Below are 25,333 nucleotides of genomic sequence, written 5' to 3' on the forward strand. Positions count from 1 at the left end.
AGCAGTACCCACTATACATCTCTTATTTTAGGAAATGAGATTGTATATTTTTATTTGTTGTACGAATTTAATATGTTTGGAAAAAGTGGTGCTAAACGACGATAAATGCTCATTTTGAATAATGTAAAAGCCAAATTATTTCTTCATCTTTTTACAACATACAGGAATAGAATAAAAATACTGAACGGAATGAACAAGCCAAAACGTTGCTAGATACCAAATAAATTAAAGAAATATATAAACTAGGCAGTATTACGAACTGTTATTAATCTAAACATGGATAAAGCATATGCTCGTGACAACTGCATCATTAAATAAAATGATATAAAATGAAAATTAAGGTAGGCTTCGGCTTCGATGTACATCAACTTAAAGAAGGCCATCCATTTATCCTCGGCGGTGTAGCGTTAGATCATCATTCAGGCGCCTTTGGTCACTCGGACGCTGACGTACTGGTACATGCTATATGCGATGCTATTTTGGGAGCTGCCAACCTAGAAGACATTGGTTACCATTTTCCCAATACAGAGGAGAAATGGAAAGGGATTAGCAGTTTAATATTACTTCAAGAATGCATTAAGCTCCTAAATGGCAAAGGATGGGATTTAGGTAATATCGACGCGATGCTATGTTTGGAGGCACCTAAGATTAAACCTTATATTCCGGCTATGAAAAAACAGATCGCCCTTGCTACTGGATTAGACGAAGAGGATATCTCCATTAAGGCAACCACAAACGAGACGATGGGTTTTATAGGCAGGAAAGAAGGGCTTGTTGCCTATGCAGTATGCCTAATTAACAAAATCTAAAATTTAGCTGTTCTTGGTAACATTAGAAAAGTCGACTCCGCATTTACAGTTAGCACCACAGGAGTTACCCTTTTTAGGTTTTAAATTACTGTAAAGCATTTTACCTAAATAGACGGCTGCTAAAGCGAACAACAAAAAAACGATAATCATTTGTATATCCATCTTACAAAGATATTGATTCTTTTTTTTACCTATGTCATTTATAGTTAATAAGATCCTCGGCTTAAAAAAAATTATCTTACATAAAAAATTATCAATCTGAATAACTACCTTTGCGCAAAATTTACATATTAGCAATGCTATCTATAAGTTACTAAACAAAGATAAATTATATCTATTAGGCTAATGTATGTAATTTATTTAACATTTGAAATATAAGTATTTGCTTGATGCAGAAAATTAGAAACATTGCGATTATCGCACACGTTGACCACGGGAAAACGACGTTGGTTGACAAAATCTTACATTTTACGAACCTTTTTCGTGAGAACGAACAAATGGGAGAACTCATTTTAGATAACAACGATCTAGAACGTGAACGAGGCATTACCATTGTTTCTAAGAACGTCTCCGTACGTTACAATGATATTAAAATAAACATTATTGACACCCCTGGTCACGCCGACTTTGGAGGTGAGGTAGAACGTGTTTTAAAAATGGCCGATGGGGTAATTTTATTAGTAGATGCATTTGAAGGGCCTATGCCTCAAACGCGCTTTGTTACCCAAAAGGCATTAGCATTAGGCTTGAAGCCAATTGTAGTTGTAAATAAAGTAGACAAAGAAAACTGTCGCCCTGAAGAAGTATATGAGCAGGTTTTTGAGCTGTTCTTTAATTTAGACGCTACGGAAGAGCAACTTGATTTTCCTGTATTGTACGGTTCTTCGAAAATGGGCTGGATGTCTACCGACTGGAAAACTCCAACGGAAGATTTTACCCCGTTATTAGATGCCATTCTAGAACATATCCCACCTGCACCTTACTTTGAGGGTACCTTGCAAATGCAAATTACTTCACTAGACTATTCTTCATTTGTAGGACGAATTGCTATTGGCCGTGTTGCTCGGGGCAATATCAAAGAAAACATGCCTGTTTCTTTAGTTAAACGTGATGGTAAAATAGTAAAATCTCGCGTAAAGGAACTGTATACTTTTGAAGGTTTAGGTAAAGTAAAGGTACAGGAAGTAGCTTCAGGTGATATCTGTGCTGTAGTAGGTATTGAAGGATTTGAAATAGGCGATACCATTGCTGATTTTGAAAACCCGGAGCAACTGGAAGTAATACACATTGATGAACCAACAATGAATATGTTGTTTACCATCAATAATTCACCTTTCTTTGGTAAAGAGGGTAAATTTGTAACTTCTCGTCACTTACACGACCGTCTACATAAAGAGATGGAAAAAAACCTAGCCCTTAAAGTACTTCCAACAGATTCTGCTGATGCTTTTCTGGTATATGGTAGAGGGATTCTCCATTTGTCGGTTCTGATTGAAACAATGCGTAGAGAAGGATACGAATTGCAAGTAGGGCAACCCCAAGTAATTCTAAAAGAGATTGACGGCAAAAAGTGTGAGCCAATCGAAACCTTAGTGGTGGATGTTCCGGCGGAAGTTTCCGGTAAAGTAATTGAATTAGTTACCCAACGTAAAGGAGAACTTTTAATTATGGAGACCAAGGGAGATATGCAGCATCTTGAATTTGAAATTCCTTCCCGCGGAATTATTGGTTTACGAAATAATGTTTTAACCGCAACTGCAGGTGAAGCGGTGATGGCACATCGTATGAAAGATTATCAACCGTGGAAAGGCACGATACCTGGACGCCTAGCAGGAGTACTCGTTTCGATGGATAAAGGTCAAACCACCGCTTATTCAATTGATAAATTACAAGATAGAGGCCGCTTCTTTGTAGATCCAGGTGTGGATATTTATGAAGGACAAGTTGTGGGGGAACATACACGTGATAATGATTTAGTGGTGAATATTGTGAAAGGAAAACAACTTACCAATATGCGTGCATCGGGAAGTGATGATAACGCGCGTATTGCTCCTGCTATCAAATTTTCATTAGAAGAAGCCATGGAATATATCCAGGCAGACGAATATATTGAGGTTACGCCTCAAAGCATTCGTTTACGCAAAATTTACTTAACAGAAAATGAACGTAAAGTAAATGCGAAGAAATTCCAATAAAATGATTTTTTTTACAAAAAGGCAGCTTTTGGCTGCCTTTTTGCGTTAATTGCATACATTTATTCCATCTATGCAAAGGAACAAACGCTTAAATCCCACTATTTTTAACACAAGATATGTGGCACTCTCTAAATTAAGGGATACTACTTTACAAATTATCCGTAACATCTCTTCAAGTCAGAAAGATCTCGATTTAATTGATTTTGGATGTGGTGAAATGCCATACCACCAGGCAATAGAACCATTAGTCAAAAACTATATTGGCGTGGATCTAAAAATTAACCCGCTAGCACATCATCATATCGATTACGACAGTAAAACAACCCTTCCCGACGAATTTACGGATATCATTTTATCTAATCAGGTTTTGGAGCATGTTGATTCGCCTGAAGGCTACCTGGATGAGGCCTGGCGGCTTCTTAAACCTGGCGGTACATTAATACTTTCTACACATGGTTACTGGTATTACCATCCTACTCCTTATGATTATTGGCGCTGGACAAGCGCTGGTTTACAAAAACTTATCGCAAGCAGAAATTTTGAAATAAAAGAATTTACCGGAGTCCTGGGTTTATCAGCAAGTGGTTTACAATTGTTTCAAGATGCATTAATTAATAAATTACCTAAATTTTTACATGGTTTTACTGCGCTCATCATGCAGTCGGTCATATTCCTATTTGACAAGATTCATTCACAGAGCCAACGCAATAGAGATGCTGCACTGTACGTAGTATTTGCGAAAAAACCTCTTTAACTTAAGGTTTACAGATAGCAGACCAGCTAAGAGAAAGAAATAATTCCCCTTTACATTTGGTGTAGGTATTATCGGAAGAGCACCTAATACGGGTTACACGGATAAGGTAAAAAGAATAGCAAGCTTGACATAAGAAATAAACAAAACTAGATGTTAAGAAAAATAATACGTGGAATTTTTAATAAATCGGGTTACGATTTGGTAAAAACAGACAACGGGTTGATAAACGGTTTACCTGCCGACTTTGACGAACCTACTATCGACACCTACAATAAGATAAGACTCTTTACCATGACCACGCCCGAGCGAGTAGCGGCTTTATGTGCGGCCGTAAATCATCTCGTTCGAAATAATATTCAAGGTGATTTTGTAGAGTGTGGGGTCTGGAAAGGAGGGAGCACCATGGCAGCTATTGATACTTTATTAAAAGCAAAAGATAAAAGCAGGGAAATATACCTCTATGATACTTTTGAAGGCATGTCTGAACCTACTGAACATGACAAAACTTTCACAGGTTTAGCTGCCGATGAAATGCTTGGCCCAGGTAATAAACAAGTGGCTGCATCAAATTGGTGTTATTCCGCCCTGGAGGAAGTGGAAAAAAACATTAATAGTCTTAATTATCCTGCTTCGCAGATACATTATATCAAAGGGAAAGTTGAAGACACTATTCCTCAAACCGTCCCTCAAAAAATAGCTTTGCTAAGGTTAGATACAGATTGGTACGAATCTACCGCTCATGAATTAAAGTACCTTTACCCCTTGCTCGTTCCGGGAGGAATAATCATTATTGACGATTATGGCCATTGGAAGGGCGCACGTAAAGCAGTAGACGAATATATAACATCCCAAAAACTTTCTTTGTTTCTGCACCGCATTGATTACTCAGGAAGGATGGCTATTAAACACTAAAAGCAGTGTATATTAAATAGTCTATTGCTTTATGTTGTATTTGCGAAAAAACCCCTTTAACTTTAGGGCCACAGATAGCATATCATGTCAGATCAATTGAGAGAAGAAGAAATAATTTCATATTATAATACAGTAGTACAGACCAAGCTTCACAACTACCTCTATGGGAATCCGAGGGTAGATGCGGTCTGGAAAACCATCTTGGCCTACAAACCGAAGCAAAACACCCCATTAAAGGTGCTCGAAGTAGGTTGCGGCGTTGGTGGGGTTTGTAGCCGTATGCATAAAAAATGGCCCAATGCCTATATTACTGGCATAGATATCAGTACTAAATCAATAGAAATAGCGAATAAACTTTTTGCTAATAGTAAAACCAAGTTTGTTGAGGGAATTTTAACTCCCGAAACTTTTAATGAAACATTTGACTTAATTATTTTCATGGATGTCTATGAACATATTGCTGTTCACGACCGTCCAACTGTACATGCCGCCATTAAAAAACTATTAAATAACAAAGGCCGATTAGTATTGTCGGTGCCCACTCCTCATAACTTAAAATGGTCTGCCGTACATAAACCAGAAACCATGCAACCGGTAGATGAACATATCTCTTTATCCGTTGTGAACCAATTGGCATTGGACACAGATACCGAAGTACTTTTATATAAAATTAAAGATATTTGGAACGTGGGGGACTATGCGCATATTGTTTTTGAGAAGAACAGCGATTTTGAGAAAGCTTTTTTTCATTCAAAACCTGTAAGTTTTCAACATAAAATTGCGAGAGGTATAAACCGAATTCAAAACAAACTAATGGGTAGAATAAAAGAAATGAATGCTAGAAAAAAACTGAAGTAAGCATGGATTCTTTTAATATATGTATTATAAAGCCTAATAAAGCAAGCTATTCAGAGACATTTATTCAGACCCAGATTGATTTACTGAAAGGAGAAAAGTACATTCTATATGGGGGTGACTTTCCTTTATATCAACCTAATGGAAAATTTCTTATTTCTTCTTGGCTTGGCATAGCTTACTACCTTATACAGAAGAGAATTTTTAAGAAAAGGGATATTTCTATTAGAAATAAGGCACTTGTTAAATACCTCAAAAAGCATCAAATCTCCGTGGTTTTGGCGGAGTACGGAACCGTTGGAGCGACTATTGCCAAGGCTTGCTCAATGGCGGGCATTTCCCTGGTAATACATTTTCATGGCGTGGATGCTCATCGTTATAAACTTTTAGCTTCTTTTAAAGAATTATATCAGCGGGCTTTTGCATACGCCGCTGCTTTAGTGGTTGTTTCGGGAGATATGCGTAATAGCCTTATTAGATTAGGTGCGTCTGAAGAAAAAATAAAATTAATTCCTTATGGCGTAAATACTTCGTTATTTAAGCAAAGCAACCTATCAGAACAGCTTAATTTTTTATTTATAGGTCGACTGGTCGATAAAAAAGCGCCCTTAATAGTTATATCTGCATTTGCGGAAGTGATTGATAAATTCCCTAATGCCAAATTACGAATGGTGGGTGACGGTCCGTTATTACAAGCAGCACAATCGCTCATGCGGGACTTAGCTCTTGAAAAAAGTATAACTTTTACGGGTGTATTAAGTCGACCAGAAATCATAAAAATCATGGCCGATACCTATTGCTACGTTCAGCACTCTGTAACGGCAGCTGACGGTGATATGGAGGGGACACCAAACACCATACTGGAAGCCTCTGCGGTTGGATTACCAATCATTAGTACGAAGCATGCAGGGATTAAAGAGGCCGTAATCGATGGTGTAACGGGCTTTTTAGTCGACGAATACGATAAAGAGGCGATGGCAAGTAGAATGGTTGAAATAGCATCTTCCCGTGCATTGGCGGAAGCGATGGGAAATGCGGCACATGCTCATATACTTAAACATTACAACATAACAGAACAGATAGCCAAGCTAGACGCTGTTCTGCAAAAAGCGGCTAGGTGTTAATATGAATCTAATCAAAAAACAGGGTATATTAAATAGCATCTCGCTCTATGCTGGTACTGCAATAGGATTTCTTAATCTTATGATTATTTTCCAGCGCAGTCTCACGCTGGAAGAGATTGGCTTCTATAATATCCTGATCGCACTGGTCCTCTTATATATTCAGTTTGCAACACTAGGTATCAGCAACGTTATTACGCGATTTTTACCCGTCTTCAGAACAAAGGATAATCATCATTATGGTTTTGCCACCTATATTTTTATTATTTGTGCTATTACCTTTTCCATATTCAGCATAGGTTTCTTTGTATTAAAGGACGAAGTAATTGCCCTAAAAGCCGGTGATGGCGGCGCGTCCTTAATGGATCGGTACTATCCATATTTTTTACCTATCGCTATTTGCGCCACCATTTATCTCGTTCAAGAATCTTTTGCCCGTACCGCTTTCAGAACTATTTTCCCTTCCTTTTTGCGGGAAGTAGTATTGCGCCTGTTCAGCACCGTTGGAGCTGTTCTTATTGCTTTAGGCACCTTAACTTATAAAGGGTTTATCGATCTATACCTGGCAGGGAATATATTGATTGTCCTCATCATCACCTGGTACCTATATAAAATAAAGGTGTATAAATTTGCAAAACCAGAGCCCCTTTTAAAAAAAGAATACATCCATATGTTGCGTTTTGGCTTCTATTCGATGTTGGGAGGAAGTTCTTTTGCTCTTTTACAGAATCTCGATGTCATCATGCTCAAGATTTTTATGGGTGAGGGAATGGTTGGTATATATGCGACATTTTTTGCTATGGCTCAGATTATCACCTTATCATCCAGGGCCCTGAACATTACTTCTTATCAAATTATCGCGAATGCCTGGAAAGAAAATGATCTAGGTAAGATAGGTAAAATATATAAAAAGACTACTTTAATACAGTGTTTAGCAGGCAGTCTATTGCTGATCGGATTGATCGTAAATAGAGATAGCCTGTTAATCCTGCTAAAAAAACCAGAGTATCCCGGTTATTTTGATGTACTTATTATCGTAGGCCTTGCTTTTTTAGTGGATGCTACCGGTGGAATTAATCAAGCCATTATAGGTTTCTCCAAGCAATACCGCTTAGTAATGATTTTCTTACTCTTCGCTGCTGCAGCTTGTTGTTTGTTCAATATACTGTTAATTCCTACGTACGGGCTTGAAGGAGCAGCTTTAAGTTATTTGCTTACCATGCTAGTAACAAACTTTAGCTTTTGGTTATACTTGAAATTAAAATTTAAGCTACAACCATTTAATTTTAAAATTGTACTAATAATAATTATCTCGATGATAAGTTTGGTAGTAGGATATTATATTCCAAAAGCACCTCATTTTGTATTTGATATCATCATACGGTCAAGTATTGTAGGACTAATTTTTGGCATATTAACCTATTGTTTTCGAATTTCGACTGATATCAATGAAATGATTGATAAATATATTCTACGGAAAAAAATAAAATAGTACGTTTATACCATCATGCAGAATCTTGCTCCTATTGCTCTATTTGTATACAACCGACCGGAACATACGAGGCGGACAATTAAATATTTACAACAAAATATTTTAGCTGAAGAAACGCGGCTCTTTGTTTTTTCGGATGCTCCGAAAAATCCTGCAGATGAAGAAAAAGTGGAACAAACCAGAGCGCTCATCAATGAGATAAATGGTTTTAAATCTGTAAAACTTATTAAGCGGACGAATAACATGGGCTTAGCGTCCTCCATCATAGCCGGCGTAACGCAATTGGTTAATGAATATGGTAAAATCATCGTCTTTGAAGATGATCTGTTATCATCGCCTTATACACTTACCTACTTTAATGAAGCGCTCACTGCTTATGAGAACGAGTCAGCAGTGATGCAGGTAGCCGCTTATATGTTTCCGCTTAAGCATGATAAACACCTCCCCGAAACGTTCTTTTTACGCTCCATTAACAGTTGGGGCTGGGCAACCTGGAAGCGTGCCTGGAATTCTTTTGACGCCGATATACATCATTTAAATAAACAATTTAATGAGGAAAAAATTCATCAATTTACAGTGGATGGTACAATGATGAATTACTGGAAACAATTCCAAGACTTTAAAGAAGGAAAGAATGATTCATGGGCGATTCGCTGGCATGCTTCTGTATTTCTTAAAAGGGGTTTGGTTCTTTATCCTGCTAAATCATTAATCGAGAATATAGGTCATGATGGTTCCGGTGTCCACTCTATTATTGAAGATACTTATAAAGTGCATCTTTCTAGAAAGCCTATTTCATCTTTTCCGAAAATTATCAGGGAGGATGCGCTTGCGCTTACCGAAATTAAAAATTTCTATAAACATCGAAAAGGTTCCTGGTTGAAGAGAGGAAAAAAATTCATCATCAACAAATGGTTTAATCTCAAAAGTAAACTAGGAAAATGAGCGTAGCCATTGTTATTCCTGTCTATAAGGAACTTGCCGATAGTGACGAGAAATACTCCTTTTGGCAGTGCACGGAAATACTTCATAATTATCCGATCATCCTTGTTGCACCAACCTCTTTAAATACATCCTATTACGAGGCCTTAACGGATAAACCTTTAAAAATAAAACGTTTCGATGACGCTTTCTTCAAAGGGGTATCAGGTTATAGTAAGCTTTTAACAAGCCGTTTTTTCTATCAATCATTCGCTAATTACGATTATATCCTTTTATACCAGCTTGATGCTTGGGTATTTCAAGATGACCTATTAAACTGGACGGAACAGGGATACGACTATATTGGTGCCCCTTGGTTAGAAGCCCCTCCAATCACCTCCGGAAAAAAGCCGATCATTAATCTTTCTAAGAAGTTAGTGAACAAGGTAGGAAATGGCGGCCTTTCATTGAGAAAAGTAAATAGTCATATTAGGTGGAGTAATTGGGTAAGTTTGCTTTTTAAGTTTCTGCCGAAAAACGAAGACCTGTTATGGACTTTATTTGTACCGTTTAAAAAACCATCGGCCAAAGAAGCACTGTTGTTTGCATTCGAAAGAAATCCAGCACAATCTTTTGAGCTTACACAACATCGACTCCCCTTTGGCTGCCATGCTTGGCAAAAATATCAACCCGAATTTTGGAGAAAGTATATTGTAAAATACTAATACTTGACTATGAATGGCGTAAAGTCTTTACCTGTTTTAAGTGTAATCACCATTGTTTATAACAATGTTAACGATATTAAACGGACTATCAGATCAGTATTGAACCAAGATTATCCGTATATTGAGTATATCATCATAGATGGCGGATCTACAGACGGTACACTTGATGTAATCGAGCAATTTAAAACCCAAATAGCTGTATTTATAAGTGAAAAGGACAAAGGTATTTACGATGCTATGAATAAAGGTATGCTGCTCGCTACAGGTGATTATCTTCTTTTTATGAATTCGGGAGACGAAATTTTTGCAGAAAATACGGTAAGCAATGTTTTCAATTCATGGCCTGATGCCGATATTTATTATGGTGAAACGGAAATGATAGATGCAGCCGGCAATAGTTTAGGAAGGCGTAGGCATAAGGTACCAAAAAGCTTCTCTTGGAGAAGTTTTAAATATGGTATGAATATAAGCCATCAAGCTATTTATGTGAGGAAAAGTATTACTGAACCTTATAATACGCATTATCAACTAAGTGCTGATATAGATTGGATATTGACCGCTGCAAAAAAAGCTGAGGTGATTATAAATACACAACAGTATGTAGCCAAATATCTGATGGGGGGCGTATCCAAGAAAAGACATTTGCAAAGTTTAAAGGAACGCTTTCACATTTTCTCCAAACACTACGGACTGCTATCAAATCTCTTTAATCACCTTCTGATTGCTATAAATTTATTTTGGTATTATTTAAGGCACGGCAGAACAAATGATTGATATTTAATCAACCAACAGGTGTTGCTGTTTTCCTTTCTCTCCAAATGGCAAACCCTAAAGCCAGTACTAATATAATAGAAGCAATTAATGAAATATTCTCCCCCATATAGTATGATTGCGGTTCAAATTTGAATTCAACCTTATGATTTCCTCTCGGCAACTGCGCAGCTCTTAATACATAATTCGCTCTTAAAATAGGAATTTCATTACCATCTACAAAGGCCTTCCACCCCTTATCATACCACACTTCTGAAAACACTCCCATCACATCGTTAGGAGCTGAGTACTCGTATATCAAATGATCCGGTTTATAACTTGTTAACTCAATACTTGAATTTCCAGGCCTGCCTAAACGTTTTTCATCTATTTTACTTTTGAATTCTTGATGAATAAATGCTTCCTTTTTTGGGTCAAAGCTATCAATTGCATTCATCTCCTCTTCATTGCTTTTTACATACGTAACTTTATCCACGAACCAAGCGTTACCTGCAGCTCTGTCTCTTCTGCGTATGCTTTGGGAAGTACCTTCTTTATTATTTGTTATTAAATAGCGTGTATTTAACATATCTAATACATCCTCATTAATGGACTTCGAAAACTGACGTTCTATTAGTTCATTATAACGCATCAATTTAGCTGCATGATACCCGCCTATGTTTTTATGGAAATAGGATGGATTAGCATTAGCAAAAGGGTCAACGGTTAAATCGAGTACCCGATAATCTTTCTCCTTATCCATCAGTATGAGATTATCTACTTCACGCGGTTTAAAGAAAATCTGCTCGGCTTGCGATTTCTCTACAAAACTATCTTTATTAAGGTATCTTCTATCTACTCCCCATAAATCAACAATCACTAATACTCCTAAAACTATCGTTGCTGTCGTTGCCTTCATTTTATTTTTTGCCAACAGCCAAACTACACCTGCCGTAAGTAATACAAATATTAGTGAGCGGAAGGCATCACCACGGGCCAGGCCTATCCTATCTTGCACTAAGGCATTTCCCAAAGCCTGTCCAAAACTATTATCCTGTAATTGTTGGGATAAATATTGCACCCATTCTGAATGATTTGGTGCCTGAAAATTAAAGAACAGGTCAGGTAGTGCCCAGACAATAAAAGATATACCCCCTACAATTGCTGTTGAATAGATAATTTTCTTATCAAGTTTTTCGATTGTCTTGCCATTCTTGATAATCTCATCAATCGCTAAGATAGCAAGAATAGGAATTAAAAATGAGGCTACCACCAAGGTAGATTCTACTGCTCGAAACTTATTATATAACGGAAAATAATCGAAAAATATATTCGATATAAACGTGAAATTTTTACCCCATGAAAGCATAACGCTTAATAATGTTGCAGACAGAATCCACCATTTTAATCTATTCTTTACAACAAACAAGCCTAATACTAATAAGAAAATAACAACTGCACCAAAATACCAAGGCCCCGAGGTAAAAGGCTTCCCGCCCCAATACATCTGAAAAAGATTTGAGGGAACTTGATCGATTGAATATCCTTTGTTACTAAAAACTTTTGCCGTGTTAGAATTTCCATCCAGCTTATTATATGTCCCCCCCCCATAAGCATCTGGAATTAAAAAGGTAATACTTTCGCCTACACCTTGGCTCCATTGATATGCATATTCTTTACTCACACCTTGCTGCTCGCTTCCCTTCGTTTCTGAAGCAATATTTGATTTTCCTCTGATGGACTCTTTGCTATATTCATAGGTAGTCCATAACAAACCAGCATTAACAGCCAGTGCAATAATTGAGGCTACCGCCATATAGGCAATCGCTTTTATAAAATCTTGCACTTTCTTTTCCTTGATGGCATGATATAGCTCTATCCCTATTAGTATTAACAAGGCAATAAAGAGATAATAAGTTACTTGAATATGGTTAACGCGTATTTCTAAGGCTAATGACAATGCGAGGATACCGGCACCCAAGAGATACTTTCTCCTTAATGTGAGTAATATTCCTGCAAGAACAGGTGCAAATAACGCAATAGCATAAGCCTTATTAGCATGGCCTGCTTCGATATAAATAAAATTGTAGGAAGTAAAAGCGAAAGCTACGGCACCAACAGCCGCTAACCAAGGTTTTACGCGTAGTACATTAAAAAGCAAGTAAGCCCCAAGCAGGTAAAGTAGCACAACATCCATCGGATAAGGAAGTGCCCCCTTAAGGCCCGCCATGATATGTGTTCCTATATTTTTTGGATACGAGACCCAGATCTGGTAAGAAGGCATTCCGCTAAACATCGAATTTGTCCAGAGTGGGCCCTTTCCATCTTCCTGTTTAAAGTCCATAATTTCCTTCTGCATAGCTTGCGCCTGCGTAACATCGCTTTGGATGAGCACTTTACCCTGCCAGGCAGGTGAGAAATATATAAGACAGATAGCGATAAATATGCCTATGATGGCAAGATGGGTTGCATTTCGGTTGAACCAATTCTTCATTCTTTTCTAATACTTTAAGCTCAAGCCTCAAACCTATTACAAAAAAATGATATTTCGAACTTTTTAAGCACTCGAATTATCATTTTTTTTAGAATGAAAAAATATTAAAAACGATTTCCTCTATTTTATTTCTTCGAAATCAACAAACTCTCCTACCCTTCCATTAGATGAAGGGTTCTTTTTCCCAGATTTTGGTGGTACATAATCAATTCGTATTTTCCCATCTGGTTTGGGTGCCTGCTCTTGAGAATAATTACCTGTTTGTTGCTCATATTGCTTCTGAGCTTCCCTTTGCATCTTTCCAACAAAGGTTGCCATGATATATGGAAACAGCATGGTGACAACAAGCCGTAATAGCCATAAAATCAGTATCGTAATTAATAATATTTTTAATAAACCCATTATGAATATTTTATATGTAGAACTGCTTAATGAATCTTTTACAAGACACATTCAACAGTCTGTTTGACAGCTCCACCTGAGATTTGTTAACGTTAATAACAAATTTACGTAATAATATACTAAATATTATTGAAGGGTGGAGATAAATGCGGTTATTGACAAAAATTTTACGATTCCTTTGCCTGTAAAATTGCGCGGGTAAGATCATTGGGATGTTGAGTTCCTACTACGTAAACTAAGCCATCCCGATCGGTTAACCAAACGGCGGACTTACCCCCAGCATAGAACCGTATTTTGCCCTTTTGATGCAAATTATAAACAGGGCTGTTAATCAAATAAGGGCTATATGCTGCATTCTCTACTTTAACAATGCTATTCAAGTCAATCTTTATGAGTCGAGCAGTCCACAAACCTTGCAGTATAACACTTTTATTCTTTACGGTAATTCTGTAATGTAGCATATACATCATGACAATGGATACTAGCAAGATGATACAACCAACCAAAAGGAACAGTTGATGGTTGCGTTCTCTTTCCGAACTGATATAATACGCTGTAAAGCAAAACAGGGCCATCACCAAACGAACGCTCACCCAGCCACGGTCACGGCCTAGGTACTGATTTTCTACAAACAAAGGTTTATCTGCTACTTCCATTTTATACATTCTAAGGTAACAACTTTTTTTGTTTTATCTGTAATTTTATACCTGTCGTCTATTCTGTAGGGAGCTACCCATATAACATCCCCATTACCATTTACAACAACAGGAACTCTCATCTTGTCTGTAACGGGAATTTTTAACGAGATAAAAAAATCGCTCAATTTCTTTTTGCCTTTCATACCCAGTGGCTTAAACCAGTCGCCCTCTCTCCAATGCCTGATCTGTAAGGGAAATACAAGCTCTTCTTCATCAACCTGTATTTTATCAAAAGTATGCTCCACTTTCTCCACTTGGGAGTTTTGAGCAGAAATAATAAAATTGCCGAATTTTTTCTGTTCACCTGGGGTTAGTGGGATGAGCTCTTGTAGCGGTTGATCCATTAAGGGTTCCAAAATCAGGTCTTTTCGGCTCATCACCAAGCTATGCGTAACCGAATTAAAATATTTACCTGATTGGTTCTTCTTCGTCCAAACAGATAACAAATCATCTAAAACATCGGAAGTAAAATTAAATGGCCTAAAAAGCTCATATAATAATGTTCGTACCGGATGTAACTGTTGCAACTTTTCCATACTGATTGTATAGGAGTTTACGTCTCTTGCGATGAAAAGCTTTTCTCTTAAAGTTGTGGTATATGTTTTTAACAGCTCATTCAATTCTTCAAATCGCTCAGCATTTTCAATGAACGTTTTCTCTAATGACGGATTTATTTCCTTAAGTTTTGGTATAATCTCTAACCGGATTTTATTTCTAGTATATTTAGTAGAGAAGTTAGATTCATCATCCCGATAAGTTAGTTTCCACTTATCGATAGCCGCTTCGACCTCTTCTCGTATTAAAAACAGCAAGGGCCGAATAAAACGATCTCTCTTAGGCAAGATGCCATGTAAGCCCGCGATTCCTGTGCCGCGTGTTAGGTTTAATAACATGGTTTCTATCGCATCGTTCTGATGATGCGCCAGCGCCACATAATCATATTGATGTTGCTGTCTTAAGTCTTCAAACCATTGATATCGTAATTCCCTTGCAGCCATTTCGATCGACATCTTCCGCTCTCTTGCTATTTCTTCCGTATCAAAAGAAGTTGCATAAAAAGGGACATTTAATTGACGCGCTAAATTAAAGACGAGGGCTTCATCCATTTCTGAGCTTTCTCCCCGCAATTTAAAATTGCAGTGTGCGATACCGAATGAATAACCTGCCTTAGCAAATAAATGTGTCATCAATACGGAATCCTTCCCTCCACTCACTGCCAACAGTATGCGCTCATTTTTCTCGAACAGTTGATTCTCATCATTAAAGTTCAAAAATCGACTTAACAGGTCCATAGGCCAAAGGTAGATAAAATAGTTTATTGCTTTATAACGGCAAGGTATAAGTAGTAAGACATAAGACGTAAGTAGCAAGACATAAATAGCAAGATTTAAGGTTAGGGATACATCTTGCTACTTGATATTGAAAGTCCTGCTAATATCAATAAGTTAAAATTTCTTAAAAGATTATGCAACAAAAGTTATTTAGGTATTTTTGTACGGTGAGGAAATGTATCATTCTGTTAACATGTCTGGCTTTTTTGCTTCCTTTGGTGGTAAAAGCGCAAAAGGAGGTAAAACTCATAAGCTCACGCGACTATGAGGCACGTAAAGAGTGGGGAGTTAATCGGTTTTATAAACCTGTTTTCATGCATGAAGGTAGCACCTTATCTGCAGACAGTTCTGACTACAACCCTACGGAGCGATTTTTCGATGCCTTTGGAAATGTCGTTATCACGCAACCGAACGGTACCGTAGTTTACGCAGATAAACTACATTATATTAAAGATACCCGTATTGCCATTTTGACCAATAATGTGAGAATGGTAGATGTAAAAGGAGCTGTATTGACGACGAATCACTTGACCTATAACCTGAATTCTAAAATAGGAACCTATACAAATGGCGGGCGTATTATTAATCAAACAGACACCTTAAATAGTAAAAATGGCTATTATTTCGAAAATAGCCAAGACGCCTACTTTAGGCATGATGTGATAGTACGTACTCCGGAAACCAATATATTTACCGATACGTTACGTTATAACTCTCTTTCTAAAATGGCTTATTTTTATGGCCCTACGAATATTAAGGGAAAAAACGGTGGGAATCTATATACGGAGAATGGCGATTACCATACGGAGACAGATAGGGCGAGATTTGGAAAAAATAATTTATACACGGAAGGAAGTAAATTTTTAAGGGGTGATAGCCTCTATTACGATGGCAAGCTTGGCTATGGCAGAGCGATCAAGAATGTTGTGTTTGTTGACACTGTGCAACAAGGGATTCTTTACGGACAACGGGGCATCTATTTAAAGAAAGACGAAAGCATTACGATGACTGAAAAGGCTTATATGATTATGGTCACGAAAAGCGACTCCACTAGTAGCCCTACAGACTCATCTGATAGCTTACAGGTAGATAGTTTACCTGATAATCCTCCTTCCTTAATAGATTCTTTAGACAAAAACAATGAGCCTAGGGAGCAAACAGATTCTGTATACATGTCTGCTGACACGCTTTATTCTCGCGTTATGTTATTAAAAGACTATAATCCTATCGAGTTAAACCTTCAACGTGATGGAGGGGACCTAGATGTGGAAGAAGACGACAGCGAATTTACAGAGCCCGCAGATTCTACCTCCTTAGATAGCACTGCAACAATGCGAGAAACCACAGATAGCTTGTCGGTAAAGCCTGCTCAAGACAGCATCATTACCAACCAGAAGGAGAATTTATCTGCTGATTCGCTCATAAAGACAGCACTTAAAGACAGTCTATCGACTAAACAAGTACCAACAGATCTCTCCCAAGAAGCCATCAAAAAGGCAGTAGCCAAAACTACTAAACTGCAAAACGACTCTATTGCAAAGACACAACGTGAGTTGATAAGCAAAGAACTAGCGGAGGATAGCTTACTGATCAAAGAAATAGATATTCCAAAAGTGGGACAGGCTGACAGCTCTTTTGCTTTAGCAAAAAAAACAGCATTAAATAAGTCGTCCACTGATTCTACCACACTGGATACAGCCAAAACGCGTATTGTAAAGGCCTATCATCATATGCGTATTTTCAAATCAGACTTGCAGGCCAGAGCAGATTCAGCATATTATGGCTATCCAGACTCTATCATAAGGTGTTATGGCAAGCCAATGATATGGGCACAGGGTTCTCAGCTTTCCGGTGATACGATTTATATGCAATTAAAAAACCAGAAGTTGGATAATATGCTTTTGAAAACGAATGCGTTTATTGTGAGTACCCAATTAGATTCTGCTAAGTTTAACCAAGTGAAAGGCCGTAAAATAACGGGCTTTTTCACAGACAATAAATTAGACAGGATGTTTGTGGATGGAAATGCAGAAAGTATCTATTATACACAGGAGGAGAATAAAATTTCGGGAATGACCAAAAGTATTGGTAGCCGTATAAAAATTATATTCGATAACAACGAGGTTTCAAATATTGTGAACATCCGTAAAACGGAAACGAGTTACTCGCCGTTAGCTGCGATACAGGCCGATAAAGAAATTTTACCAGGCTTTATATGGAAACCTAAAGACAGACCCAAAAGCAAAGAGGAAGTTATAAATCCGATTAGTACAGAACAAGTTATTGAGCCAGATACCATTAAAAGAACAGCGGCAGATAGTTTAAAGACTGACAATTTAAAGGGAGATAGTACCACAACATCTGCGGTAAAAGGTACCAGTGTTGGCAAAAAAAACAATACATCGGTGAAGCAGGATACGATAAAAACAGTTCCTAATAATTCAAAGACTGATAGCTTAAAGAACGACAGTGCCACGGTATCCAATAAAGACGCAATGGTTGGCAAAAGAGATTCTATACCAGCAAAACAGGATACAAAGAAAACATTAAAGGATTCAATTCCAATTAATAAAATAGCGCCAAAAAGTAATAGGGATAGCATTCCCCAAAAAGCCACTCCTACTACTACAAAATAATCAAACGATTTGTATTCAACATAAAATTAATGCATCTTTGTTGCCTTACAAATATGTCAAGAACCATATTATAACTTGAATTTTTCTTGGCAGCAAAATTTTTCACAATAATTAAACATATGAAAACGAAGAAAATTTGGTTTTTCTTAATCTTACTTTTACCTTTTGGTATAGTAAGAGCAGACGAAGGAATGTGGTTTTTAATGCATATCGATCGATTGAACCACCGCGATATGCAAAAAATGGGATTGCAATTAACTTCCGAAGAAATTTACAGCGTTAACCATTCTAGCTTAAAAGATGCGATTGTACAATTTGATGGAGGCTGCACGGCCGAAATCGTATCGAAAGACGGTTTGGTTTTAACCAATCACCATTGTGGGTATGGCGCTATTGCAGAGCTATCTACGCCCGAGCATGATTATTTAACGAACGGTTTTTGGGCTGCAAATCGCCAGGAAGAATTGAAACCTAAATCATTATCGGTACGTTTTTTTGTAAGGATGGACGATGTTTCTAAACGTATTTTAGAAAAAGTTAATGACAATATGGGTGAAATGGAACGTGAGCGGGTTATCAATCAAGAGATTGCATTGATACAGCAAGAAAATGATGAAGGAGGGAAGTATGTGGTATCCGTTAAATCGTTCTATAATGGCAATGAATACTATTATTTTGTTTACCAAGATTATAACGATGTTCGTTTAGTGGGTACTCCACCTAATAGCATTGGAAAGTTTGGTGGAGACACCGACAATTGGGAATGGCCTCGGCATACCGGAGACTTTTCCTTATTTAGAGTATATGCTGATCAGGAGGGAAATCCTGCCGAATATAATGCGTCCAATATTCCCTTGAAGCCAAAATATCATTTACCTATCAGCTTAAAAGGGTTCCAGGAGAACAATTTTGCTATGATTTTAGGTTACCCGGGCCGTACCAACCGATGGATGCCCGCAGCTGGAATTGATCAAAATGTAAACTATGCGTATCCCGCTTGGGTGGAATCGTCCAAAATAGGGATGGATAATATGAAGAAACATATGGACAGCAATCAAAAGGTTAAACTCGAATATGCTTCTAAATATGCGCAGGTTGCCAACTATTGGAAAAACCGCCAGGGGATGATTGATGCGCTAAAACAACATGAAACGGCAAAGGCTAAGCGGGAAGCAGAAGCAACGTTTAACGAATGGGCAAACAAAAAAGGCAATAAGGCGAGATATGGCGACGTAGTTGAAACAATTAACAATTACTATCAACAAACAAATGAGCAGAGTAGGCATGATAACTACTTGATAGGAATGCTCCGTTCCAGTACATTCGCAGCGCTGCCTTATGCGCTTGGAAGTGCCTTAAAAATGTACGCAGGTAGCAATACAGCAAAGCGGGCCGAAATGCTCCCACAGCTAAAAGCTGAGATAGCATCTCAGTATAATCAACTGTACCTCCCGCTGGAACAAGATGTGCTGATAGCTGAACTTAATCTGTATGCACGTAAAGCAAAGAATGGAGGGCTGGCACCTATGGTAGCATCAGTGGCAGAAAAAAATAAGGGAGATTTTAGCAATTTTGTAAAAGAGGCCTTCGCGCAAAGCATCTTTTCGGCAAAAGAAAAAATTGAAACTTTTTTAGCTAATCCAAATGGAGCACTTCTGGACGAGGATCCCCTATTTTTATTATCCTCCGATCTTATGACTCGGTACCGTGCTACAGACGAGTCCCAGAAAAAAGCAGCCGATGATTTTCAAAGAGCCTTTAGATTAATGGTGGAGGGAATGCGAAAAGCCAATCCGAAAAAAGTTTATTATCCAGACGCAAATAGCACTTTGCGCTTAACATATGGAAAAGTAACGGCGCTACCAACAGATCCACGAAACGATGCCAAAGAAAACTATTATACAACGTTAAAAGGTACTATCGCTAAATATAAACCGAAGGATGATGAATTCGATTTGCCTCAGAAACTGATTGACCTTTATGAAGCAGAGGATTTTGGCAGATACGCTGATCCGGCCGGTTATATGCCTGTCAACTTCCTAACAAATAACGATATCACAGGTGGAAACTCCGGATCTCCCGTGATCAATGGAGATGGACAATTAATTGGTATTGCTTTCGATGGAAATATCGAAGCAATGGCCGGTGATGTCATATTTGATCATCAGCTGCAAAGAACAATAAATGTTGATATTCGTTACGTGTTATTTTTGATAGACAAATTTGCCGGAGCGAAACACATCGTGGATGAAATGACAATTATTCAGTAAGCAATCAACAACTAAAACATATGCCCATTGGCCACATCGTCAGTGGGCATGTGTTTTCATATAGGTCAACATACCATCTACCTGTTCTGTTAAGGATTGCATACCGTCTAACCAATGGATATAAAGGCCATCTTTTTCCATCTTTCTAAAATAAGTCATCTGCCTTTTGGCGTAACGGTGTATTTCCGTATTTAGCTTCGCGTAAAAAGCGCCATATTCCATCTCCCCTAATAGATAAGCAGTAGCATATTTATATTCTAAGCCATAAAATTTCAGTTTATCAGCCGAAACATTTTTAGCTAGAAGGTCTCTCACTTCATCCAACAAGCCTTCTGTCAAACGTTTGTTAAGCCGTTCCGTTATTCTTGTTCGTCTTTCTTCCAATGGCAATAATATCCCGAAAATTATTGTATTTAAGACATGGGGTGATTCTTTTTCCATTGGATGTTTAGTTAGCCAAGAGGTAACTTCTATTGCTCGTATCAGTCGCTTCTTGGTACTGATATCAGCATTAAAAGTGCTAGTATGGGGTATAGACAGGTAAAGTTTCTCTAACTCTTCAATGTTTTTATCGGCAAGCTTACTCCGAAGTTCCTGATTAACGGGAATAGATGTAAAGCGATAATGTTGAAGTACGGACTGTATATACATCCCCGTCCCTCCACAAAGAATGGGTGTTTTTCCATCTGCAGCAATGCTTAGTAAAGCCTCCTGGAAGTCATCCTGAAAATGTGCGACATGGTAATCATCACCTGCATCTCTAATATTGATCAAATAGTAATCAATTCCTTCGTATGCTTGCAGATCCTTACCTGTTCCAATATCCATTCCCCTGAATACCTGTCTAGAATCTGCGCTAATAATAGCGCCGTTAATGCGTTTAGCGAGGGCAACGGCTAAGGATGTTTTTCCCGAAGCCGTTGGCCCTAAAATACATATTAAACCAGAAATTTGGTCCATTTTTCATTACTAGCGCTACTGGCTACCACATTATCGATAAAGGCCATTCCCCGAACACCATCATCAACGGTAGGGAAATCGAGCATTTCCGGTGTGGGCGTTTCTCCATTTAATTTTGCAGATACCGTTAAAATAAAGTTTCGGTAAATATTACCAAAAGCTTCCAGTAAGCCTTCTGGATGTCCTGCCGGGATACGCGTATTGTGTTTGGCCGCATTACTTAAATAAGCACCGCCAGTACGATAAATCTGTTTAGGTTCATCCAACCATTTTAAATATAGGCTGTTAGGTTCTTCCTGAATCCACTCCAGTCCGCCTTTCTCTCCATATACTCTTATTTTTATTGCATTTTCTTCTCCGGCTGCAACCTGTGAGGCGATTAAAACACCATTTGCACCATTGTCAAAACGTATTAACACATTGCCATCATCGTCGAGTAAACGACCTTCTACCATGGTATTTAAATCTGCGCAGATTTCAGTTATTTTAAGTCCAGTGATGTATTCAGCAAGATGAGCAGCATGCGTTCCTATATCTCCCATTGCACCGCTTTTTCCCGAACGTTTTGGATCTGTACGCCAAGCAGCCTGCGCATTTCCTTCGCGCTCGCTTAAACGGCTTAACCATCCTTGCGGATATTCTACAATAACTTTTCTTACCTTTCCTAACTTATTTTCGTTCACCATGGCTTTAGCCTGCTTTACCATAGGATAACCGCTGTAGGTATGTGTAAGAGCCAAGGTTAAACCTGTCTTTTCAACTATTTGTTTTAATTGCTTCGCCTCTTCGAGCGTAAAGGTCATAGGCTTTTCGATGACCACATTAAACCCATTTTCGAGGGCCATGCGGGCGGGATCAAAATGGACAAAATTTGGAGTAACGATCGTAACAAAATCCATCCGTACATCTTCCGGCAGTTGACTTTCTTTTTCTATCATTTCCTGATAGGTAGTGTACACTCTACTAGGGTCTACAAATAGTACCTCTCCCGACTCCTTGGAGATTTCAGGGTTAATACTGAATGTTCCACATACAAGCTCTACTAAACCATCCATTCTTGCTGCTATACGGTGTACAGAACCGATAAAGGCATCAATACCTCCGCCAACCATACCCATACGAAGTTTTCTTTTCATTTTTTTTGTGTTTTTTATTGTAATTTAATTGGTGACACACTAATTAAACCTGTTTATAACTGTTTAAACAAAATTCTACATGCAAACAGGTTCTAAGTAATGGCCTAAAATAATAAAAGAATCCTATAACCTAAACGATATATCGCATTTTAATGCTTCCAAGATTATCCACAGTATAATACACCGAATCGCTCTCATCACTTCTCGGGTGCTCGATAATCGCCTGATAACTCTTTTTATCGTAGCGGCGGCCCGTTTTTGATTGAATATAAAATTTTTGAGGAGGAATGATCCCTACAGCTGTAAACCCGAGTTGTTGGTAATTTTTTCCGTCAGACCAGTCTCTGTCCACATACGTTACAACATCGTTTGGTTCAAATTCATTAACAAAACCTCTAATAAGCTTACTGAGGCCGCCGATTACCAAATAACCAGCTTTGTGACAAAACCGTAACAGCTCAAAAGAGCGATAAGGTGCTTCATGAGCATGCATCTGCCTACCACCACTGAATATGGCGATCGACATTAATTCTCCCTTATAAAAAAGACCGTAACGATATTTCCCCGGCAATTGAACCTGCAAATGATGTTCTTGCTGAAATAAAAGCGCCTCTCTTTTGTTAATTCTTGCCAAAACAGTATTCCGAGCATATACTCTTTTCGATTTTCCAAGAAACGCGGCTAGCCGGGTTATCACAATATCCTTTTTTGATAAGTAAACATCTTCGTCTAAATGTATTACTTTCCTTCGCGGAAGATATACTAGCGTATGCGAACATCCATAATGTAAACTTCTATAAAACACAAAGGAAACTTCCGTATTTTGTAAGTGTATTATAAAAGTAGATGCAGACCATCTATTTACCTCAGCGACTACACCAAATTCGTTACGCAATTGCGTTAAAAATTCGTTTATAGTAATAGGCAAAACATGCATTGTACAAAGGTATGGTACTAAATTATAAAATAGCCAAAAAATTCATACCTTAGACTATCAATAAAAGCCGATCTCTATATGCATATCTATAAGCGTTTCCACCTTTTAATAGTTTTTTTTCTGTTTGTATTTAATGCCTGCGCACAGACCGCCCGACAAGACCATATAAAAATTTCTTTGGAAGAAGAAAAGGTAACACTTGCAAATATTGTTGTTTTAAACAATGAATTAGGACAACTTCCTTTAAAAGGTTTACAAGAACTCAAAATTGCCAGTATCGGTTTAGGTTTCCAGTATACTACTGCATTTGAAGAAATGCTAAGCCGTTATGCTCCTGTCGATTTTTTCGCTGGCGATACCACCTTGAAAAATTTACAGGCCATAAGTGAACAATTGAAATACCACAATACACTCATTATCCAGGCATCGGAAGATATTTTAACGAATCGATCGGTATTAGACTTTATTAAAAGTGAATCGATCAGCAAAAAAATCATTATCTGTGGATTTGGAACTACACAAAAATTAGCGCTTTTAGATAATATAACTACTCCCATTATCTGGTCATCAGACACTTCCATCGTTGCAGCAAGAAATAGCGCCGCTGGCGTATTTGGTGGCATTGCCATTGCGGGGAAGTTAAAAGAAAACATTTCACCTCGGTATAAGATTGGAAGCGGTTTTACGACAATTAAAACACGTCTAGGTTATTCATTACCGGAAGCATTGGGTATAGACAGTAAAAATTTAATTGAACCGATAGACAATATAATAAGAGAGGCCATTGCTGAAAAAGCCACCCCAGGAGCAGTGGTGATGGTGGTAAAAAACGGTGAAGTTATATTTGAGCATGCTTATGGGTTCCATACTTATGAGAAAACAACTCCGACTCATACAAGTGATATATTTGATCTGGCATCTATTAGTAAAATTACGGCGACAACTTTAGCGGTCATGCGCTTAAATGAGCAGAAAAGGATAGATTTAAATCAAACGATGGGCCATTACTTGCTCCAGGCCCGCAATACCAATAAGAACATGGTAAAGCTCAGAGATGTGATGTTACATCAAGCAGGCTTTGTCCCTTACATTCCTTTTTATAAATACTTAAAACCTGCCGACCAAAGTAATGATTCTTCTGCAGCCTATGCGGTAAAGCTAGCCGATGGACGTTACTTACGAACGAATTATTACCGTGATGTCATGTGGCCAGAAATGCTTCAATCAAAGATAGAAACACCCGGTAAATATGTTTATAGCGATATAAGTATGTATGTGATGAAAGAAGTAGTAGAACAACAATCTTCTGAACCTATTGAGAAATATGTACAAGAACAGTTTTATATTCCGTTGGGGATGTCCAAAACAGGCTATAAACCTAGATTACGTTTTGCCAAAGAACAAATTGTACCAACAGAAAACGACACCTCCTTTAGGAATACTTTATTGCAAGGATATGTACATGATCAGGGGGCAGCCATGGCCAATGGAGTAGCTGGCCATGCGGGGGTATTTAGCACGGCTAATGATTTAGCTATTTATGGCCAAATGCTATTAAATAAAGGTACATATGGTGGTGAAATTTATTTCTCTCCAGCAATTGTAGATGAATATACAAGTAAACAATCATCGGTAAGTAGAAGAGGACTTGGTTTTGACAGGTGGGATCCAGATACTACAAAGGCTTATCCTTCTAAGCTTGCATCGCCATTAACTTTTGGGCATACTGGTTATACTGGAACTTGTATATGGATGGATCCATCGCAGCAACTAACTTTTATTTTTTTATCTAATAGGGTGCATCCAACCGTTACAAACAAATTATATGAGTTAAATGTTAGGTCTAGAATACAAGATGCCATTTACGAAGCTATTGCAAAGGGAATGTAAAAACACTTTACATCCGATTAACAATTTTAAAAGAAAATAACAGTT

Annotated in this window: 21 protein-coding genes; 13 read left to right on the forward strand and 8 right to left on the reverse strand. The window is 37.9% G+C overall.

Annotated features, from left to right (window positions below; genetic code table 11):
- The first annotated feature begins 329 nt into the window (after positions 1 to 329).
- The gene (gene ispF, locus BMY50_RS20565) at positions 330 to 809 is read left to right on the forward strand and encodes a 2-C-methyl-D-erythritol 2,4-cyclodiphosphate synthase (RefSeq protein ID WP_093328414.1); all 480 of its coding nucleotides are present in this window, start codon (positions 330 to 332) and stop codon (positions 807 to 809) included.
- A gap of 3 nt (positions 810 to 812) precedes the next feature.
- Here ispF and BMY50_RS20570 read toward each other — a convergent pair whose 3' ends face one another.
- Positions 813 to 971: a FeoB-associated Cys-rich membrane protein gene (locus tag BMY50_RS20570; RefSeq protein WP_093328875.1), complete on the reverse strand. Its 159-nt coding sequence runs from the start codon at positions 969 to 971 to the stop codon at positions 813 to 815.
- Between the two features lie 227 nt (positions 972 to 1,198).
- On the opposite strand from BMY50_RS20570, the gene typA reads away from it, so the two are divergent.
- The 9 genes from typA to BMY50_RS20615 all read left to right on the forward strand — a co-directional run bounded on the left by typA (position 1,199) and on the right by BMY50_RS20615 (position 10,558).
- Positions 1,199 to 3,004 (forward strand): translational GTPase TypA, encoded by a 1,806-nt coding sequence (gene typA / locus BMY50_RS20575; protein WP_093328416.1) that lies wholly within the window; start codon positions 1,199 to 1,201, stop codon positions 3,002 to 3,004.
- 70 nt (positions 3,005 to 3,074) lie between these two features.
- Complete coding sequence (locus BMY50_RS20580) at positions 3,075 to 3,758, forward strand: class I SAM-dependent methyltransferase (RefSeq protein ID WP_093328419.1); 684 nt, start codon at positions 3,075 to 3,077, stop codon at positions 3,756 to 3,758.
- A 150-nt stretch (positions 3,759 to 3,908) separates the two neighbouring features.
- Positions 3,909 to 4,670 (forward strand): TylF/MycF/NovP-related O-methyltransferase, encoded by a 762-nt coding sequence (locus BMY50_RS20585; RefSeq protein WP_093328425.1) that lies wholly within the window; start codon positions 3,909 to 3,911, stop codon positions 4,668 to 4,670.
- Between the two features lie 84 nt (positions 4,671 to 4,754).
- Positions 4,755 to 5,528, forward strand: coding sequence for a class I SAM-dependent methyltransferase (locus BMY50_RS20590; protein WP_093328428.1), 774 nt, complete (start codon positions 4,755 to 4,757; stop codon positions 5,526 to 5,528).
- 2 nt (positions 5,529 to 5,530) lie between these two features.
- Positions 5,531 to 6,649 carry a glycosyltransferase gene (locus tag BMY50_RS20595; RefSeq protein WP_093328431.1) on the forward strand — a complete coding sequence of 373 codons (1,119 nt, stop codon included), beginning with the start codon at positions 5,531 to 5,533 and terminating at the stop codon, positions 6,647 to 6,649.
- A 1-nt stretch (position 6,650) separates the two neighbouring features.
- Positions 6,651 to 8,138, forward strand: coding sequence for a lipopolysaccharide biosynthesis protein (locus BMY50_RS20600; protein ID WP_093328435.1), 1,488 nt, complete (start codon positions 6,651 to 6,653; stop codon positions 8,136 to 8,138).
- 15 nt (positions 8,139 to 8,153) lie between these two features.
- Entirely contained in the window at positions 8,154 to 9,083 is a 930-nt protein-coding gene (locus BMY50_RS20605; protein ID WP_093328438.1) for a glycosyltransferase, read from the forward strand.
- Positions 9,080 to 9,784, forward strand: a complete 705-nt coding sequence (locus BMY50_RS20610; protein WP_093328440.1) for a DUF5672 family protein — start codon at positions 9,080 to 9,082, stop codon at positions 9,782 to 9,784. The genes BMY50_RS20605 and BMY50_RS20610 overlap by 4 nt, the downstream gene beginning before the upstream one ends.
- 9 nt (positions 9,785 to 9,793) lie before the next feature.
- The gene (locus BMY50_RS20615; protein WP_093328443.1) at positions 9,794 to 10,558 is read left to right on the forward strand and encodes a glycosyltransferase family 2 protein; all 765 of its coding nucleotides are present in this window, start codon (positions 9,794 to 9,796) and stop codon (positions 10,556 to 10,558) included.
- A gap of 7 nt (positions 10,559 to 10,565) precedes the next feature.
- On the opposite strand, the gene BMY50_RS20620 is transcribed toward BMY50_RS20615, so the two are convergent.
- From BMY50_RS20620 to tilS, 4 genes are all read right to left on the reverse strand, one after another.
- A complete protein-coding gene (locus BMY50_RS20620) occupies positions 10,566 to 13,028 on the reverse strand; it encodes a YfhO family protein (protein WP_093328445.1) in 2,463 nt (820 codons plus the stop codon).
- A gap of 120 nt (positions 13,029 to 13,148) precedes the next feature.
- Positions 13,149 to 13,430, reverse strand: a complete 282-nt coding sequence (locus BMY50_RS20625; protein WP_162276645.1) for a DUF4834 family protein — start codon at positions 13,428 to 13,430, stop codon at positions 13,149 to 13,151.
- A gap of 167 nt (positions 13,431 to 13,597) precedes the next feature.
- Positions 13,598 to 14,086, reverse strand: coding sequence for a hypothetical protein (locus tag BMY50_RS20630; protein WP_093328877.1), 489 nt, complete (start codon positions 14,084 to 14,086; stop codon positions 13,598 to 13,600).
- Positions 14,077 to 15,420, reverse strand: a complete 1,344-nt coding sequence (gene tilS / locus BMY50_RS20635; protein WP_093328449.1) for a tRNA lysidine(34) synthetase TilS — start codon at positions 15,418 to 15,420, stop codon at positions 14,077 to 14,079. The genes BMY50_RS20630 and tilS overlap by 10 nt, the downstream gene beginning before the upstream one ends.
- Before the next feature lie 173 nt (positions 15,421 to 15,593).
- Here tilS and BMY50_RS20640 point away from each other — a divergent pair, with 173 nt between their 5' ends.
- Complete coding sequence (locus tag BMY50_RS20640; RefSeq protein WP_093328454.1) at positions 15,594 to 18,095, forward strand: OstA-like protein; 2,502 nt, start codon at positions 15,594 to 15,596, stop codon at positions 18,093 to 18,095.
- A 119-nt stretch (positions 18,096 to 18,214) separates the two neighbouring features.
- Complete coding sequence (locus BMY50_RS20645) at positions 18,215 to 20,365, forward strand: S46 family peptidase (RefSeq protein WP_093328457.1); 2,151 nt, start codon at positions 18,215 to 18,217, stop codon at positions 20,363 to 20,365.
- 39 nt (positions 20,366 to 20,404) lie between these two features.
- Here BMY50_RS20645 and miaA read toward each other — a convergent pair whose 3' ends face one another.
- The 3 genes from miaA to BMY50_RS20660 all read right to left on the reverse strand — a co-directional run bounded on the left by miaA (position 20,405) and on the right by BMY50_RS20660 (position 23,398).
- Complete coding sequence (gene miaA / locus BMY50_RS20650; RefSeq protein ID WP_093328459.1) at positions 20,405 to 21,325, reverse strand: tRNA (adenosine(37)-N6)-dimethylallyltransferase MiaA; 921 nt, start codon at positions 21,323 to 21,325, stop codon at positions 20,405 to 20,407.
- Complete coding sequence (locus BMY50_RS20655) at positions 21,304 to 22,461, reverse strand: Gfo/Idh/MocA family protein (protein WP_093328463.1); 1,158 nt, start codon at positions 22,459 to 22,461, stop codon at positions 21,304 to 21,306. Before BMY50_RS20655 ends, miaA begins: the two co-directional genes overlap by 22 nt.
- A gap of 130 nt (positions 22,462 to 22,591) precedes the next feature.
- Positions 22,592 to 23,398, reverse strand: a complete 807-nt coding sequence (locus BMY50_RS20660) for a hypothetical protein (RefSeq protein ID WP_093328467.1) — start codon at positions 23,396 to 23,398, stop codon at positions 22,592 to 22,594.
- A gap of 78 nt (positions 23,399 to 23,476) precedes the next feature.
- On the opposite strand from BMY50_RS20660, the gene BMY50_RS20665 reads away from it, so the two are divergent.
- Entirely contained in the window at positions 23,477 to 25,288 is a 1,812-nt protein-coding gene (locus BMY50_RS20665) for a serine hydrolase domain-containing protein (RefSeq protein ID WP_093328470.1), read from the forward strand.
- Positions 25,289 to 25,333: the final 45 nt, after the last annotated feature.

The organism is Olivibacter domesticus (genome assembly GCF_900109575.1).
Classification (GTDB): Bacteria; Bacteroidota; Bacteroidia; order Sphingobacteriales; family Sphingobacteriaceae; genus Olivibacter; species Olivibacter domesticus.